Annotated in this window: 18 protein-coding genes; 7 read left to right on the top strand and 11 right to left on the bottom strand. The window is 61.2% G+C overall.

Annotation, left to right across the window (positions count from 1 at the left end; all coding sequences use genetic code 11):
* Positions 1–34: 34 nt before the first annotated feature.
* Positions 35–676, bottom strand: a complete 642-nt coding sequence (locus AC4PS7_RS24815) for a TetR/AcrR family transcriptional regulator (protein WP_010206720.1) — start codon at positions 674–676, stop codon at positions 35–37.
* A 78-nt stretch (positions 677–754) separates the two neighbouring features.
* Positions 755–2,656 (bottom strand): 3-dehydroshikimate dehydratase QuiC, encoded by a 1,902-nt coding sequence (quiC, locus tag AC4PS7_RS24820; RefSeq protein WP_106119757.1) that lies wholly within the window; start codon positions 2,654–2,656, stop codon positions 755–757.
* A gap of 221 nt (positions 2,657–2,877) precedes the next feature.
* On the opposite strand from quiC, the gene AC4PS7_RS24825 reads away from it, so the two are divergent.
* Positions 2,878–4,212 (top strand): MFS transporter, encoded by a 1,335-nt coding sequence (locus tag AC4PS7_RS24825; protein ID WP_252959661.1) that lies wholly within the window; start codon positions 2,878–2,880, stop codon positions 4,210–4,212.
* A gap of 1 nt (position 4,213) precedes the next feature.
* Here the strand turns inward: AC4PS7_RS24825 and AC4PS7_RS24830 are convergent, their stop codons facing one another.
* Positions 4,214–5,092 (bottom strand): DMT family transporter, encoded by an 879-nt coding sequence (locus AC4PS7_RS24830; RefSeq protein ID WP_010206725.1) that lies wholly within the window; start codon positions 5,090–5,092, stop codon positions 4,214–4,216.
* 178 nt (positions 5,093–5,270) lie between these two features.
* Here AC4PS7_RS24830 and AC4PS7_RS24835 point away from each other — a divergent pair, with 178 nt between their 5' ends.
* The 3 genes from AC4PS7_RS24835 (at position 5,271) to AC4PS7_RS24845 (ending at position 7,630) form a co-directional block, all read left to right on the top strand.
* Positions 5,271–5,687 carry a lipoprotein gene (locus AC4PS7_RS24835; RefSeq protein ID WP_010206726.1) on the top strand — a complete coding sequence of 139 codons (417 nt, stop codon included), beginning with the start codon at positions 5,271–5,273 and terminating at the stop codon, positions 5,685–5,687.
* 83 nt (positions 5,688–5,770) lie between these two features.
* Positions 5,771–6,658: a KPN_02809 family neutral zinc metallopeptidase gene (ypfJ, locus tag AC4PS7_RS24840; RefSeq protein WP_010206727.1), complete on the top strand. Its 888-nt coding sequence runs from the start codon at positions 5,771–5,773 to the stop codon at positions 6,656–6,658.
* A complete protein-coding gene (locus AC4PS7_RS24845) occupies positions 6,659–7,630 on the top strand; it encodes a hypothetical protein (RefSeq protein WP_010206728.1) in 972 nt (323 codons plus the stop codon). It abuts the gene before it with no gap.
* A gap of 48 nt (positions 7,631–7,678) precedes the next feature.
* Here the strand turns inward: AC4PS7_RS24845 and AC4PS7_RS24850 are convergent, their stop codons facing one another.
* The 3 genes from AC4PS7_RS24850 to AC4PS7_RS24860 are packed head-to-tail and all read right to left on the bottom strand — an operon-like array spanning position 7,679 to position 9,740.
* Positions 7,679–8,266 (bottom strand): HAD family hydrolase, encoded by a 588-nt coding sequence (locus AC4PS7_RS24850; RefSeq protein ID WP_010206729.1) that lies wholly within the window; start codon positions 8,264–8,266, stop codon positions 7,679–7,681.
* Positions 8,263–9,132: an acyl-CoA thioesterase II gene (tesB, locus tag AC4PS7_RS24855; RefSeq protein ID WP_010206730.1), complete on the bottom strand. Its 870-nt coding sequence runs from the start codon at positions 9,130–9,132 to the stop codon at positions 8,263–8,265. The genes AC4PS7_RS24850 and tesB overlap by 4 nt, the downstream gene beginning before the upstream one ends.
* Before the next feature lie 38 nt (positions 9,133–9,170).
* Positions 9,171–9,740 (bottom strand): GNAT family N-acetyltransferase, encoded by a 570-nt coding sequence (locus tag AC4PS7_RS24860; protein WP_010206731.1) that lies wholly within the window; start codon positions 9,738–9,740, stop codon positions 9,171–9,173.
* A gap of 75 nt (positions 9,741–9,815) precedes the next feature.
* Here AC4PS7_RS24860 and AC4PS7_RS24865 point away from each other — a divergent pair, with 75 nt between their 5' ends.
* Together AC4PS7_RS24865 and AC4PS7_RS24870 are read left to right on the top strand one after the other, a co-directional pair.
* On the top strand, positions 9,816–10,736 hold the full coding sequence (locus tag AC4PS7_RS24865; protein WP_010206733.1) for a histone deacetylase family protein: 921 nt from the start codon (positions 9,816–9,818) through the stop codon (positions 10,734–10,736).
* Positions 10,737–10,906: 170 nt separating this feature from the next.
* On the top strand, positions 10,907–12,133 hold the full coding sequence (locus tag AC4PS7_RS24870) for a TIGR03862 family flavoprotein (protein WP_492179813.1): 1,227 nt from the start codon (positions 10,907–10,909) through the stop codon (positions 12,131–12,133).
* A gap of 123 nt (positions 12,134–12,256) precedes the next feature.
* Here AC4PS7_RS24870 and rhlE1 read toward each other — a convergent pair whose 3' ends face one another.
* A complete protein-coding gene (gene rhlE1 / locus AC4PS7_RS24875) occupies positions 12,257–13,591 on the bottom strand; it encodes an RNA helicase RhlE1 (RefSeq protein ID WP_010206735.1) in 1,335 nt (444 codons plus the stop codon).
* A 48-nt stretch (positions 13,592–13,639) separates the two neighbouring features.
* A complete protein-coding gene (yedA, locus tag AC4PS7_RS24880) occupies positions 13,640–14,536 on the bottom strand; it encodes a drug/metabolite exporter YedA (protein ID WP_010206736.1) in 897 nt (298 codons plus the stop codon).
* Positions 14,537–14,696: 160 nt separating this feature from the next.
* Between yedA and AC4PS7_RS24885 the strand changes: the two genes are divergently transcribed.
* Entirely contained in the window at positions 14,697–15,158 is a 462-nt protein-coding gene (locus AC4PS7_RS24885) for an Lrp/AsnC family transcriptional regulator (protein WP_042570861.1), read from the top strand.
* Positions 15,159–15,247: 89 nt separating this feature from the next.
* Here AC4PS7_RS24885 and AC4PS7_RS24890 read toward each other — a convergent pair whose 3' ends face one another.
* From AC4PS7_RS24890 to AC4PS7_RS24900, 3 genes are all read right to left on the bottom strand, one after another.
* Entirely contained in the window at positions 15,248–15,484 is a 237-nt protein-coding gene (locus AC4PS7_RS24890; protein WP_029529010.1) for an acyl carrier protein, read from the bottom strand.
* 165 nt (positions 15,485–15,649) lie between these two features.
* Complete coding sequence (locus AC4PS7_RS24895; protein WP_042571613.1) at positions 15,650–16,261, bottom strand: 3'-5' exonuclease; 612 nt, start codon at positions 16,259–16,261, stop codon at positions 15,650–15,652.
* 25 nt (positions 16,262–16,286) lie between these two features.
* On the bottom strand, positions 16,287–16,763 hold the full coding sequence (locus AC4PS7_RS24900) for a LabA-like NYN domain-containing protein (protein WP_010206743.1): 477 nt from the start codon (positions 16,761–16,763) through the stop codon (positions 16,287–16,289).
* Positions 16,764–16,847 lie beyond the last annotated feature (84 nt).

Consider the following 16,847-nt stretch of genomic DNA (forward strand, 5'->3'; position numbering starts at 1 on the left):
CGCTCCCACAGGGACTGCGCTGCGCCCTGCGTACTCAGGCCTGCAAGTAACGCATCACCGAATCACAAATCATGTCCCGATGCCGCTGTTTAACCGCCTCGTCCGACAGCTCGATCTGAAAGATCTCACTGAACGTATGGCGGTTGGACACGCGGTAAAAGCTGAACGAGTTGATCAGCAGGTGCACGTCCAGCGGCTCCAGCCCCTCGCGAAACAACCCCAGCTCAGCCCCACGGCGCAACGTCGCACCCAGCGCTTCCAGGATGTTGCTGTTCATCGCCTTGATCGAATCCGAACGCTTCACGTACTCGGCATTGTGGATATTTTCGATGCTGACAATGCGCACGAAATCCACGTTCTGGTCGTGGTGATCAAACGTGAATTCCACCAGCCGCCGGATCGCCTCACGGGGTTCCAGCGCGGTGAGGTTCATGCGGGTTTCGGTCGTGCGAATGTCGCCGTAGAGCTTCTCCAGCACCTCGACGTACAGCTGCTCCTTGCTGCCGAAGTAGTAATAGATCATGCGCTTGGAGGTGTGGATGCGCTCGGCGATCGCGTCCACCCGAGCGCCGGAAAGGCCCTGCTGGACAAACTCGACGATGGCTTCCTGGAGTATGTTTTCGCGGGTCTTTTCCGGATTGTTCTTACGACTCTTGCGGGGTGCCTCGGTGGTCATGGTGCGCTCACGGCCAGTGTTATGCAGGCCGTGATTATGGGCCGCGATGCTGCCTGAAAGAAAGCACCTGACCCAGCGTTATAAACGCGCCTGGCGTACCGCGCCGCTGCGGGATTTGGCCATCGCGGCCAGGCGCACCGCCACATTGGCCGCGCCATAGCCGGCATAGCCGTTCTTGCGCTGGATGATCTCGAAGAAAAACCGCCCTTCAAAGGGTTCGGTGTACACATGAAACAACTCGCCCCCCTGAGCGTCGCGGTCGTACAACACGTTGTAGTACGCCAACTCGCTGAGGAACTCGTCGTCGAAATCGAAACGCGCCGCCAGGTCGTCATAGTAGTTGAGCGGGATATCCAGCAGCGGCACACCCGCCTCTTTGGCGCGGCGCACTTCGGCGAAAATATCCGCGCAGTCGAAGGCAATGTGGTGCACGCCCGAGCCACGATAGCTCGACAGCGCATGGGAAATCGCGGTGTTGCGGTTTTCGGAGATGTTCAGCGGCAGGCGGATCGAGCTGCAACGGCTACGCAGCGCACGGCTTTTCACCAAACCATACGGGTCGGGCAGCACCACTTCGTCGTCGGCTTCAAAGTCCAGCAGGCTCTTGTAGAACAGCACCCAACTGTCGAGGCTGTCGGCCGGCAAGGCCATGGCCATGTGGTCGATGCGCAGCAAGCCGCCGCTGGATGATGCGGCGGGCTGCAGGTTGAAGTCGGTGTCGTACAACCCGCGTTCGCTCGGATCCACCAGGTAAATCAGGCTGCCATCCGGCGCGCGCACCGCCGCCAGCTCCAGCTCGTTAGGCCCGACCAGGCCGCGATACGGCTGGCCTTTGTACGCCATCGCGCGCTCCAGGGCCTTGGCGCTGTCCTTGACCCGAATCGCGGTGGCGCACAACGACGGCCCGTGGGCCTCAAAAAAGTTGTGGGCAAACGAATAGGGCTCGCAGTTGAGGATCAGGTTGATATCGCCCTGGCGCAACAGGCTCACGCTCTTGGAGCGATGCTGCCCGGCCTTGACGAAACCCAGGCGTTCCAGCCAGTAGGTGAGCTTGGCGCCGAGGCTTTCGTCCACGGCAAATTCGAGGAACTCGATGCCGTCGTATTCACTGGCCGCCGGGGTGTCGAACAGGATATCGAGCGGTTGCGCAGGAGCCTCCTGCTGCAGGCGCTCGCGGGTTTTCTCTTCCAGGTACAGCAAGGAGCGCAAGCCATCCGCCGCATTCGCACGGGTCGGCGCAGCGCGGAAGCCGTCGTTGAAAATTTCCAGGGACAGCGGCCCGGTGTAACCGCTCTTGATGATCGGCGCGAGGAACCCTGCCAGGTCGAACTCACCTTGGCCGGGGAAGCAGCGGAAATGTCGGCTCCACTCCAGCACGTCCATGGCCAGGATTGGCGCGTCGGCCATTTGCACGAAGAAAATCTTGTCGCCGGGAATCTCGGCGATAGCACTTGGGTCGCCTTTAAGGGAGAGGGTGTGGAAGCTGTCGAGCAATACGCCGAGGTTGGGGTGATCAACCTGACGCACCAGGTTCCACACCTGTTGCCAGGTATTCACATGCTTGCCCCAGGCCAACGCTTCATAGCCAATGCGCAGGCCACGACGGCCAGCGTGTTCGGCGAGCAGGCTCAGGTCATCGAGCAAGATACGCTCGTCACCCACGCAGTCGGCCGAGGCATTGCTGCACACCAGCACCAGGTCGGTGCCCAGTTCCTGCATCAAGTCGAATTTGCGTTCGGCGCGTTCCAGGTTGCGTGCCAGGCGGTCACGGCGGCAGCCTTCAAAGTCGCGGAACGGCTGGAACAAGGTGATGGCGATGCCCAGATCGGCGCACATCTGCCTAACTTCGCGGGGGCTGCCGTCGTAATACAACAGATCGTTTTCGAAGATTTCTACACCGTCGAACCCGGCGGCCGCGATGGCTTCGAGTTTTTCCGGCAGGGTTCCGCTCAAGGAAACGGTGGCAATAGAGCGTTGCATGGGCGACTCCCGGCGTTTGAGGCTGGTCTTATTTACGGCAAATTATTGGCCGCTAAACTGTTCACAGCAATTAAAATGTACGAACCGGTTAGTTTTTGGTGCGATTATCGAACACTATGCCCCTTTGGCGAATTGACGATTTTTTAGCCGCTGCGCACCATCGATTCAGTAACAAGACCCAGAACACACCATAAAAATTTCAAAAAAACGGGTACGACCTCATGCCTCTGCAAAACTCCGCCCTGGCCGCGCGCCACGGCACCCCGCACGCCGGCATCGGCGACAAGATCCGCGGCGCCCTGGCTGTGGGTAAAACGCGCTGGGGCATGTTGGCCCTGGTGTTTTTCGCCACCACCCTCAACTACATCGACCGCGCCGCGCTGGGCGTCATGCAGCCGATCCTCGCCAAAGAGATGAGCTGGACGGCGATGGATTACGCCAACATCAACTTCTGGTTCCAGGTCGGCTACGCCATCGGTTTTGTGCTGCAGGGCCGCCTGATCGATCGGGTGGGCGTCAAACGTGTGTTCTTCTGCGCCGTGCTGTTGTGGAGCCTGGCCACCGGCGCCCACGGCCTGGCCACCTCAGCCGTTGGCTTCATGGTGTGCCGCTTTATCCTCGGGTTGACCGAGGCCGCCAACTACCCGGCGTGCGTCAAGACCACGCGCTTGTGGTTCCCGGCTGGTGAGCGTGCGGTGGCTACCGGTATCTTCAACGCCGGCACCAACGTCGGCGCGATGATGACGCCAATGCTGCTGCCGTTGATCCTGCATGTATGGGGCTGGCAGGCTGCGTTCCTGTGCATGTCGGCACTCGGCGGGATCTGGTTGGTGTTCTGGGGCCTGAAGTACTTCAACCCGGAAGACCATCCCAGCATCAAACAATCCGAATTGGACTACGTGCTGCAGGAAGCCGAACCGGAACAACCGCGCGTGCCGTTCACCCGCATCCTGCGCATGCGCGGCACCTGGGCCTTCGCCCTCGCCTACTCGATGACCGCCCCCGTGTTCTGGTTCTACCTGTACTGGCTGCCGCCGTTCCTGAATCAGCAATACAACCTGGGCATCAACGTGACCCAGATGGGTATCCCGCTGATCATCATCTACCTGACTGCGGATTTCGGCAGCGTGGGCGGAGGGATTCTGTCATCGTTCCTGATCGGTCGCGGCATGAACTCGATCAAGGCGCGGCTGCTGTCGATGCTGCTGTTTGCGTGCTGCATCGTCGGCGTGATCATGGCGGCCGGTTCCAGCCAACTGTGGGTCGCGGTGTTTGCCATCTCCCTGGCGATCGGCGCGCATCAGGCCTGGACCGCGAACATCTGGAGCCTGGTGATGGACTACACGCCCAAGCACATGATGAGCACGGTGTTCGGTTTCGGCGGCATGTGCGCGGCCATCGGCGGCATGTTCATGACCCAGATCGTCGGCCATATCCTCACCGTGACCAACAACAACTACACGGTGTTGTTCACGTTGATCCCGGCGATGTACTTCATTGCGCTGACCTGGATGTACTTCATGGCGCCGCGCAAGATTCCTACCGTCGACGTCTGAGCTATCGGCGCCGCTGCTGCCAGGCAGCGGCCAGCCCGCTCATGCAGATCACCCCGATGCCGACCACTGTGGTCACATCGGGGGTATGGTTGAACACCAGCCAGCCCAACAACCCCGCGAACACGATCTGGCAATAGCCGAACGGCGCCAGCAAGGCCGGCGCCGCAAAGCGGAACGCCTGGGTCAGCATCAAGTGCGCGGTCATGCCGCAAGTGCCCAGCGCCAGCATCAACGCGCCATGCCACAGCGTCGGAACCTGCCAGAAAAACGGCACCATTGCACTCATCACCAGGGTATTGCACAGGCCGGCAAAGAAGTTGCTGGTGGTGGGTGTGTCGTACTGGCTGAGGATGCGCGTGAGCAGTTGGTAGAAGCAGAAGAACAGCGCCGAACACAGCGGCAGCAACACCGCGGGGGTGAACAATTCACCGCCGGGGTGGATGATGATCAGCACGCCGACAAACCCACAGATCACCGCCAGCCATTGCCCTCGGGTCACGTGTTCACCAAGCAACGGCACCGAGAGCGCCGTCACCAGGATCGGCGCGAGAAAGTTCACCGCCGTGGCTTCCGCCAGTGGGATGTAGTGCAGCGCCGTCGTGAAAAACAGGCTGGTGCCCAACAGGCAGAGCGCCCGTACTACCTGCATCCCCGGACGCTTGCTGCGCAGCACGCGCAAGCCCGATTGCGGCAGGAAAATCCCGGCCATCAACAAGGTGTGCACCAGGTAACGCGCCCACACCACCATCACGATCGGGTAGAACCCGGCCAGGTATTTGGACAGGGCGTCGTGGCTGGAAAACAGAAACGTCGCCAGGACGATCAGCAAAATGCCCTTGAAGGGATGGTTGACGCCGGATAAAGGGGTACTGACGGTCATCGGATTCTCTTGTGTGGCGCGCGATCGGGCTCAACCCAGTAATCTAGCAGCCGGGCTGGAGCCTGCCCCAAGAGCATAACCAAACACCGTGCGAACAGCGCACTAAATCACGGGTTTCGAGTCCAACGCTGCACATCGTCCTTCCAGTTGCACATTTTTTAACCAAGGCCTTGCTGCTATGAAGAAAATCCTCTTTGCTCTTTCCGCCCTTGCCCTGCTCACCGCCTGCAAGCAGGAAACCCAGGAAGCGCCCAAACCTGCGCCCGCTTCCGTGCAAGCCACCCTGGTACCGCAAACCCCACCCACCGATAAATGGGTCGGCAAATGGATCGGCGTCGAAGGCCTCCACCTGACCATCGCCAAGGACGAGAGTATCGGTCGCGGTCATTACATCCTGACCATGCAATACGGCCTCGACGCCGATGACTCGGGCACGTTCAAGGGGGAAGCGGCCGAAGGCGGCATCGCCTTCACCCGTCCGGATGGCCCGCAACTGCTGCGCGCCGGCGACGGTGCTGCCACCGGGATGAAATGGCTGGCGGATAAAAAGGATTGCCTGGTGGTGGATACCGGCGAAGGTTACTGCCGAAATTAAGGTCCATACTCAGTCACTATCACTATTACTGTAGGCGCGAGCTTGCTCGCGCCTACACAGGGTTCATCGAGAGGATTGCCCCAATGCTATGGAAAAAAGGCCGACGCAGTGACAACGTGGTGGATGCCCGCGATGACAGTGGCGGCGGTGGTGGTGGCATGCGCTTTGGTGGCGGCAAAGGCCTGAGCCTCACGGCCATTGTGCTGATCGTCGGCATCGGCTGGATGACCGGCCAGGACCCGTTGCAGATCCTCGGCCAACTGACTGGCCAGATGGAACAGGCGCCGTCGGTAAGCACGCAGTCACGCCAGGCGCCGCCGGCCAACGATGAGCAAGCGGATTTTGTCCGTGCGGTACTGGGCGATACCGAAGACACCTGGGGCCAGGTGTTCAAGGAAAACGGGTTGGCCTATAAGAACCCGAAACTGATTCTGTTCCGCGGCCGGGTGAATTCCGCCTGCGGTGGCGCCACCTCGGCCAGCGGTCCGTTTTATTGCCCGGCTGACCAGCAGGTGTACCTGGACCTGGATTTCTTCCGGGAAATGTCGCAGCGCTTCCAGGCCGCCGGCGACTTTGCCCAAGCCTACGTGATCGCCCACGAAGTCGGGCACCACGTGCAGACGCTGCTGGGTATCTCGTCGAAGATCCAGGCGGCGCGCCAGCAGGGCCGGCAGATGCAGGGCGACGGCGGGTTGCTGGTCCGCCAGGAACTGCAAGCCGATTGCTTCGCCGGCGTGTGGGCCAACCGTGCGCAAAAGCGTCTGAACTGGCTGGAGCCTGGCGATATTGAAGAAGCACTGAATGCAGCCAACGCCATCGGCGATGACCGTTTGCAGCAACAGGGTCAAGGGCGCGTCGTGCCGGACTCGTTTACCCATGGCACCTCGGCACAGCGGGTTCGCTGGTTCAAGACCGGCTTCGCCCAGGGCCAGATCACTCAATGCGACACGTTTACCGCCAAGAGTCTCTAGATGAATAAACGATTGGGATTGCTGCTGGGTTTGTTAGTCACCTGTTCCGCCTTGGCCGCCGAACATGGCGTAAAAGAAGTCAGTCCCGATCGTTTTCACCTGGAGGCCGGCGACCTCAGTCTCGGATTAAGCCAGGACTGGCGCAAACCGCTGCCCCAGGTCACCCGCGCCTTGGTCATCGTGCATGGCCGCCTGCGCAATGCGCAGACTTACCTTCAAAGCGCTGAAGACGCCGCTGCGCATGCGGGCCAAGCCGCCAACACACTGGTGATTGCGCCGCAGTTTCTCAATGCGTCCGACGTAAAGCGCAACCACCTGGACAACCAGGTGCTGCGTTGGAAGGGCAATGACTGGATGGCCGGCGCCCCCTCCACCGCGCCAGGGCAAATCAGCGCCTACGGTGCCCTCGATCAGATCATCAAGCACCTGGGCAACCGCACGCTATTCCCGGCGCTCAAGGAAATCGTGGTGGCCGGTCACTCCGGCGGCGGCCAGGTGGTGCAGCGTTTCGCCCTCACCGGCCACGATCACCCAACCTTGCGAACCGAAGGCATCCGCCTGCGTTATGTGGTGGCCAACCCGTCGTCCTACGCCTACTTCACCGCACAGCGCCCGGTGCAGTTCGACACGGCCAGTTGCCCAGGCTTCAACGACTGGAAATATGGCCTGCAACACCTGCCGGCCTACGCCAAGGGCCAGAGCGCCGAGCAGCTTGAGCAAGCCTATGTGTCACGCAACATCACCTACCTGCTGGGCCAGCAAGACACCGACCCGAACCACCCGGCACTGGACAAAAGCTGCGCCGCTGAAACCCAGGGCGCGTATCGCCTGATTCGTGGGCACAACTATTTTGACTACCTCAAGCAACGGCATCCGCAGTTGAGCCACACGTTGGTGGAAGTGCCGGGGGTGGGGCATAACGGCGATGGGATGTTTACGTCACCAGAGGGCCAGAAAGTACTTTTCCAATAACCCCCCCTGAAGAAACCCAATCAACATGTGGGAGCGCTATTGTCTGGGCTAGATCATCCGGCGCAGCACCGCGCAATCCTCGGCATGCCAATCCGCCAACTCCGGCCAGGGGTTTTCCGGCAGGTTAACCAACACCGTCCGCGTTCCCGCCGCCCGGCCACAATCCAGGTCGAAGCGGTAATCACCGACCATCACCATTTTGCTCGGCGCCACCTCCCAAGCAGCTGCCAGTTTCAGCAAGCCATCCGGATCGGGCTTCGGTTGCGCATCGTCACGCCCCAGCACGTCCTCAATGGCAAAGCAGTCCGCCAGGCCAATCGCCTCCAGCGTGACATGCGCCAACTCCCGCGCATTACGGGTCAGGATGCCCAAACGGTAACCGCGTCCAGCCAGCTCGCGCACCAACTCAACCGCGCCTTCGGCCGCGACTGAACCCAATGCCAACTCACGCTCATGCGCCAGCAACCAGGCATGCTTGGCCGCCGCGACATCCGCGGGCAATGCCGCCAAGTGTGTGAGGATGTCGTCCTCGGGTGGGATCTCCAGGGCCACGCGAATGGCCGCAAAGTCATGCACGGCCACCGTGAGGGTGCCGTCCATATCGAACACCCAGTGCTTTACGTCCGACAGGCTCATGCCCAATCCTTGCGATGGCGGATCAGGCCTTCCTGGGTCACCGAGGCCACCAGTTGCCCTGCGCGGTTGTACACGCTGCCACGGGAGAACCCACGGGAATTGCCGGCCCATGGGCTGTCCATGGCGTACAGCAACCAGTCGTCGGCGCGCAGGTCGGCGTGGAACCACAGCGCGTGGTCGAGGCTGGCGACCTGCATATCTTTCTGCCACACCGTCTTGCCATGGGGCAGCAAGGAGGTGGTCAGCAGGCCAAAGTCCGAGGCATAGGCCAGCAGGTATTTGTGCAGCGCCGGCGCATCAGCCAGGGCGCCGTCGGCGCGGAACCACACGTATTTGACCGGGTCGGACGGCTGCGGGTTGAACGGGTCTTTTTCGGTGACCGGGCGCACTTCAATAGGCTTGGGGCACAGCAGCTTGTCGCGCATGTGCTCGGGGATCAGGTGCGCACGTTGCTGGGTCAGTTCCAGCTCCGACGGCAGGTTTTCCGGCCCCACCACCACCGGCATGGTGGTCTGGTGATCGAAGCCTTGTTCGTCGTACTGGAACGAGGTGGTGCAGGTGAAGATCGGGTGGCCCTTCTGGATCGCGGTCACGCGGCGCGTGCTGAAACTGCCGCCATCACGCACACGGTCCACCGAATACACCACCGGCAACGCTGCATCGCCGGGACGCAGGAAATAACCATGCAGGGAATGCACGTGCCGCGCTTCTTCTACGGTCTGGCTGGCGGCCGACAGCGACTGGCCGAGCACCTGGCCGCCGAACAGTTGGCGAAAACCCAGGTCCTGGCTGCGGCCGCGAAAGAGGTTTTCCTCGATCGGTTCCAGGGTCAGCAAGTCCACCAGATCTTCCAATACTTGGCTCATAGAGCAACTCCTAAAATCTATGGGGCATTCCGGGCTGCCTATCCATGCAGCGTGTCCAACCATTGGGCGCGGGTGATGCGATACAAAACATGATGGCGCAGCGGGTCATCGGCTGCGACCTTGGGGTGTTCAAAATCTGCCTGCGGATCGTAATGCATACCGATGGCCTGCATGACTTTTTGTGATGGCAGATTGGCTTGCGTGGTGAAGGCGACAATCTCGTCCAGGCTCAAGCGATCAAATCCACAGCGCAACGCGGTCCACGCAGCCTCGCTGGCGTACCCCAGGCCCCAGTGTTCGCGAGCCAGGCGCCAGCCGATCTCCACCGCCGGGGCAAAGTCCGCCTCAAAGCTGACATTCAGCAACCCGGTGAGACCGATGAACTCACCGGTGTCCTTGCGCTGCAACGCCCACAGGCCAAAGCCGTATTCGGCGAAGTGCCCACGAATGCGGCCGATCAACGCGGCGCTTTCCAGGTGGCTCAGTGTGGCCGGGAAATAACGCATCACCTGCGGGTCGGCGCACATGCGCGCAAACTCCGGCAAGTCAGCGTCGCGCCATTGGCGCAGCACCAGGCGTGCACTTTCCAATTCCAGTATCGGCTCCATGGGTCCCCTCCCTTGCCATGTGCGTGAGTGTACAGCGCTGTTAAGATCCGTCGCAGGTTCCCGTCAGAAAATCCCATGCCTTTGCCATTGATCTACCACGATGACTACAGTCCCGAGTTCCCGGCGGACCACCGGTTCCCCATGGACAAGTTCCGCCTGCTGCGCGACCACCTGGTGGACAGCGGCCTGACCGAGGACAGCCAACTGCTGCGCCCGCAGTTGTGCCCACCGGAGATTCTGGCCCTGGCCCATGACGCTGGGTATATCGAACGCTACATGGGCGGCGAGCTGTCACGCGAAGACCAGCGCCGCCTCGGCTTGCCTTGGAACGAAGCCCTCGCCCGCCGTACCGTACGTGCAGTCGGCGGCTCGATTCTCGCGGCGGAGCAAGCCCTTGACCACGGCCTGGCCTGCCACCTGGCCGGCGGCACCCACCACGCCCACTACGATTACCCGGCAGGTTTCTGCATCTTCAATGACCTGGCGGTGATCAGCCATTACCTGCTGGCCAGCGGCCGGGTCAATCGTGTGCTGATCTTCGATTGCGACGTGCACCAGGGCGACGGCACCGCGCGCATCCTCCACGACACGCCGGACGCCATCACCGTGTCGCTGCACTGTGAAAAGAACTTCCCGGCGCGCAAAGCCCAGAGTGACTGGGACATTCCACTGCCCATGGGCATGGGCGACGCCGACTACCTCAAGGTGGTGGATGACGCCCTCAACTACCTGCTGCCGCTCTACCAACCCGATCTGGTGCTGTACGACGCCGGCGTTGATGTACACAAGGACGACGCCCTCGGTTACCTCAAGCTGACAGACGAAGGCGTCGCCGCCCGCGATGAAAGCGTGATGCGCCACTGCCTGGGCCGCGACATTCCGGTCATGGGCGTGATCGGTGGCGGCTACAGCAAGGACCGCCCGGCCCTCGCCCGCCGCCACGGCATCCTGCACCACAGTGCGCAACGGGTGTGGACGTCATCAGGTTGTCATTGAACCGTGGGCGTTACCCACAATGCCTGTGGAACCACCTGTGGATAACTTGAGCGTAAGCACCTGAAAGCCAGAAGCAGTCTGGCCTGTAGGAAGTTGTACATTTTTTGATCAGGCAGTTGTGCCGTCCTCGGGTAGAATGCTCGGCCTATTCAGCGACCGTAGCCCGACCCATGCCTCAGACCCCTCCTCCTCATGTTGCCATTATCGGCGGCGGCCCTGCCGGGCTGATGGCCGCCGAAGTCCTGAGCCAGGCGGGCGTGCGGGTGGACCTGTACGACGGCATGCCGTCCGTGGGGCGCAAGTTCCTGCTGGCCGGCGTGGGCGGCATGAACATCACGCATTCCGAGGCGTACCCGGCGTTTCTGTCGCGCTACGCCGAACGTGCGCCACACATGGCGCCCTTGCTGCGCGCATTTGGGGCCGAGGCGTTGTGCGAATGGATCCACGGCTTGGGGATCGAGACCTTTGTCGGCACCTCGGGCCGGGTGTTTCCTACCGACATGAAAGCTGCACCGCTGCTGCGTGCCTGGCTCAAGCGCCTGCGCGACCAGGGCGTGGTTATCCACACCCGCCATCGCTGGGTGGGCTGGAATGCCGAGGGCGACTTACTTATCCACAGCCCTGACGGCGAAAAAACTGTCCACAGCGACGCCGTGCTGCTGGCCCTTGGCGGCGGCAGCTGGTCGCGGCTGGGCTCTGACGGTGCCTGGCTCAAGTTGCTGGAGGACAAAGGCGTACCCTACGCCCCGCTGCAACCCAGCAATTGCGGTTTCGAGGTGTCGGCCTGGAGCGAACTGATGGTCAGTAAATTCGCTGGCGCGCCGTTGAAAAACGTCGCCATCGGGCTGGGAGATGACAAGCCTCGCCTGGGCGAATGTGTGGTCACGGCGATGGGTATCGAAGGCAGCTTGATCTACGCGTTGTCGGCACCGATCCGGGAAGTGATCAACCGCGACGGCTCGGCCACCGTGCATATCGACCTGTTGCCGAGCAAGCCGCTGGACAAGGTTCAGGCCGCGCTGGCCAAACCACGTGGCTCACGCTCGATGAGCAAGCATTTGCACAGTCAGTTGGGGCTGGACGGGGTGAAAGCGGCACTGCTGCGCGAGTTGGCACCGGCTGACCACTTCAACGATCCGGCGCAATTGGCGGTGGATATCAAGGCGCTGCCGTTGACCCTGGTGAAGACCCGGCCAATGGATGAGGCGATCAGCACAGCCGGCGGCATGCCGTTTGAGGCGTTGGATGAGCGGTTGATGCTCAAGCCGTTGCCGGGGGTGTTTTGTGCAGGGGAGATGCTCGACTGGGAAGCGCCGACGGGGGGCTATCTACTCACAGGATGCTTTGCCAGCGGACGGGCGGCTGGGCGCGGCATGTTGGAGTGGCTTAAGCGCTGAGACTGGTGGTGAATTCAAAGTCGCTTTCGCAAGCAAGCCCGCTCCCACATTTTTGATCTGTGAATACATTCAAAATGTGGGAGCGGGCTTGCTCGCGATGGGGCCATCAGCAACGCCGAAAAATCACTTCTTCTTGCGCGGCCCAGTGTTAAAAACAGGCACCTTGCGCACCGGTTTGATCGACGGCTCTGCCGGCGCCACTTCCCCGCTGTCCACCCACTTGCCCAGGTTGCGCTTACCGCCGCCACCAGAGCTTTTAGGTTTCTTCGGTTTTTTCGGCTTCTTCACCACCTGCCCGCTGGCATCGGTGTCCGGCACGCGGTGCTCCGGTTCGAAATCCTGTTCCATGTGACGGGTCAGGGTCTGACGGGTCAGCATCTCGATGGCCGACAGCATGTTCACTTCATCGGCACACACCAGGGAAATCGCCTCACCGGTGTTGCCCGCACGGCCGGTACGGCCGATACGGTGGATGTAGTCCTCGGCCACGATCGGCAGGTCGAAGTTGACCACCAGCGGCAGGTCTTCGATATCCAGGCCACGGGCCGCCACATCGGTGGCTACCAGGATCTGCACTTCACTGGACTTGAAGCGGTCCAGTGCGCGTTGGCGGGTAGCCTGAGGCTTGTCGCCATGGATGCCGTCGGCATTGATGCCCAGGCCCTGCAACTTATCCACCAGCGCATCCACACCGTTACGGGTCTTGGCGAACACCAGCACCTGCTTCCAGCGACCTTTGCGCATCAGGTGCACAAACAGCTCCGGCTTGCGCTTCTTGTCCACCGGCACGACCCACTGCTTGACCGTGTTGGCAGCGACGTTGCGCGGGCTGACTTCGATGCTCAGCGGATCGTTGAGCATCTGCCCGGCCAGCAGGCGGATGTCATCGGAGAAGGTCGCGGAGAACAGAAGCGTCTGGCGCTTTTTCGGCAGCATGCGGTAGATGTTCGCCAGCTCTTCGGAGAAGCCCAGGTCGAGCATGCGGTCGGCTTCGTCCAGCACCAGGGTTTGCAGCTGGTTGAGTTTCAGCGCGTTTTGGCGGAACAGGTCAATCAGGCGGCCAGGGGTGGCGACCAGGATGTCGACACCTTTGCGCAACTTCATCATCTGCGGGTTGATGCTCACGCCGCCGTACACCGCGTAAGTGGTCAGCGGCAGGTTTTGCGCGTATTCGGCGACGCTGGCGTGCACCTGTTCGGCGAGCTCGCGGGTCGGGCACAGGATCAGCGCACGGGCCGAGTTGGCGGCGACTTTCGGCCCTTCCATCGTCAACAGTTGCAACAACGGCACGGCGAAACCGGCGGTCTTGCCGGTGCCGGTCTGGGCCGCGGCCATCAGGTCGCGACCGGCCAGCACCGCCGGAATGGCTTGCGCCTGCACCGGCGTCGGGGTCTGGTAGCCAAGCGTCTCAAGGGCGCGCAGCAAGGGTTCGATCAGGCCAAGGGTGGCGAAAGTCATGTAGATACCGTAGGAAAAATTCAGCGCAAGGGCGTAATGCGCGGCAGTTTACCTTATTTCCGGCTTCGGCTTGCGCCACTGGGGCAGGCTGATCAACAGCACCGCGCTGATAATCACCAACATGGCCAGGGCTTCTTCCAGACCAATGGTCTCGCCCACGAACACAATCCCCAGCAACACCGCCACCGCCGGGTTCACATAGGCATAGCTGGTCGCGGCCGCCGGGCGGACATGCTTGAGCAGGTACATGTAGGCATTGAAGGCGATGATCGAGCCGAACACGGTCAGATACGCCAGGGCCAGCCAACCTTCCAGCGGTGGCACAGCCTGCAGGCGTTCACCGGACAGCGCGCTGACCATCAGCAACGCCACACCGGCGACCAGCATTTCCGCAGCACTGGCCATGGCGCCTTGGGGCAACGGCAACTGTCGGCTCCACACCGAACCAAACGCCCAGGATGCCGCCGCCACCAACAGCAACACAGCCCCCATCGGACTCGATTGCAACGTACTGCCCATGTTGAGCATGGCAATGCCGATGATCCCCAGGATCACCCCAGCCCATTCCAGACGGGTGTTACGCGCGCCCCAGAAATACCCACATAGCAAGGTGAACAACGGCACGGTCGCCACGGCCAACGCCGCCACGCCGGACGACACCCCCATGTGTTCCGCCACACTGACCCCACCATTGCCCACGGTGAGCAACAAAAGACCGATCATCCCGGCCGCCTTCCACTGCGGCCAAGTCGGTGCCGGCACCCCTCGCCAGCGCAGGAAGCCGTACATCAATGCCCCCGCCGTGCAGAACCGAATCCCCGCCAGCAACAACGGCGGCCAGTACTCCACACCGATGCGAATCACCAGGTAGGTAGACCCCCAAATCACATACAACGCAAAAAAGGCGGCGATCAACGGTAAGGGAAAGCGACGTGGGCCAGGCATTGGGCGGCTCTATGGCAGGAGATGGGAGGCTTATTCTAAAAAGGCAGGTCGCTAAACATAAGTTACAAAACCTGTTTAAAACGCCAATACACTTTTCAAAGCATGGTTGTGAAGGCTATAAACCGTGCTTTCGAAAGTCACGCGCAACCGGAGCCTTATCATGGACAAATACGACCGCCTGCTCCTCAGCGCCCTGCTCGAAGACGGCCGCGCTTCCTACGCGCAATTGGCCCGCACGGTGAACCTCTCTGCCCCTGCCGTGGCCGAACGCGTGGCGAAGCTGGAGGCCAGTGGCGTGATCACCGGGTATCAGGCCAAGGTGGACCTGTCCAAAGTCGGTTTGCCGATTCAATGCGTGATGGAACTGCGGCTGACTAACCATGGCAGCCAAAAGACCTACGACGCCCTGGCGCAGATCCCCGAGTTGACCGAATGCCATCGGGTGACAGGTGATCCGTGCGTGATCATGCAGGCGGCAGTGGGGTCTATGCCGGAGTTGGAGAACTTGATCAATCGCGTAGCGAAATTCGGCTTTAGCAAGACCTCGATCATTTTGTCGAGCGCGATAGAGCGGCGGGTGCCGTTGGGGCAGTTGGAGGGGATCGGGAAGAGTGGTGGCTGACCCACCGCCATCGCGGGCAAGCCCGGCTCCCACCTTTGAAATGCATTCCAACTGTGGGAGCAGGCTTGCCTGCGATGACGTAAGTTGCATCAATGCACATTTGAGCGTTCAACAATCCAATCGATAATCTGCCTGATCGTGGTGATGTCATCCCAATCTGCCTGAGTGGCTTGCAGCTTGAACTGCCACTTGATCTGCATGACGAAGCAGGTCAAATCGTCATCAATGATCTTGAAGTCATGGATGAAATCCGTTTGCTCTGTCACTTGGCTGCGGTCGATGAAGCCGATGATGTCGACGAATAGCTGAATGACCTTTTCGCTGATCTGCGCAAAGACTGCCCCTCGATGACCGCCGCCTAGCTAATGAGGGAGCGGGCTTGCTCGTGAAAGCGGTGGATCAGTCAATACAGGTGCTGACTGACACTCCGCTTTCGCGAGCAAGCCCGCTCCCACCATTGGATCTTCGGTTGTTTTGGGATTGCGGCGGGTTTAGAACCCGCGATGTTTCTTCAGATGCTCATTGATCTTCGCCGCTGGCACTTTCTGCAAGGTGCACAGCAGGTCGTGGGACAGTTCACGCAAGCCGTGGGTACGCCGCAGTTCCTGGGCCAGGTGGGCCGTGAGGTTGGCCGCCATTTCCGCATCCGCCAGCGCTCGGTGAGCCTGGCCGGTGTGGGGCAGTTGGGCGTAGGCGTTGAGGGTGCCGAGCTTGTGGTTGGGCGCAGCCGGCATGAGGCGGCGGGCAAGCAGCAGGGAGCAGGCGAATTTCTGCAGGCGGGTGCGGCGGATCAGGCTCAGCTCGTAGTCCCAGAACTTCTGGTCGAACGCGGCGTTGTGCGCCATCAGCGGCGTGGTGCCGACGAACTCGTTGACCTCGTTCATTACCCGCTCGGCCGGCGGCGCGCTGCGCAGCATGGCGTTGCTGATGCCGGTGAGTTGTTCGATGAAAGCGGGCACATGCACGCCGGTTTTCATCAGGCTCTGATAGCGGTCCACGATCTGGCCACGCTCAAGGATGACCACCGCGATTTCCGTGGCCCGGCAGTGGCTGCTCGGGGTGATGCCGGTGGTTTCAAAGTCGATGACCGCTATACGTTCCAAACCTGTTCCAACTCCGTGAAAGAATCTATTTAAGCAGCAACGCGCCTTCGATCGGCACATAACGGCTGGCGGCGCGGATCAATGAGTTGGCCGTCAGCCCCGGCACGCCGTAGGCCACGGCTTCGACGCCATGCTTGTGGATAACCCGGTCAAGCAGCATGTCGAAATCACCGTCACCGGAGGCCAGGACGATTTCGTCGACGTGGTCGGCGGCGTCCATGATGTCGAGGGTGATGCCCACGTCCCAGTCGCCCTTGGCCGAGCCGTCGCTGCGCTGGATGTAGGGTTTGAGTTTCACCGTGAAACCCAGGTTGCGCAGGATCTGCTGGAACTGTTGCTGTTTGCTGTCACCACGGTCGATGGCATAAGCGTATGCCTCGACGATCTGCCCGCGCGAGCTGATGTCAGCCCACAGCGCGGCGTAGTTGAAGTGACAACCATAGGCCTGGCGGACGGTGTAATAGAGGTTTTGCACATCGGCGAACACTGCAATTTTTTTCACCGTACTTCCTCATGACAGCCAGGCGCCAGGGCCCGGAAAGGGTGCCAGTATGCCAGCCGCGAGAAGGTTTCCGGGAAAAATCAG

This window comes from Pseudomonas sp. DW-iso3 (assembly GCF_058725305.1).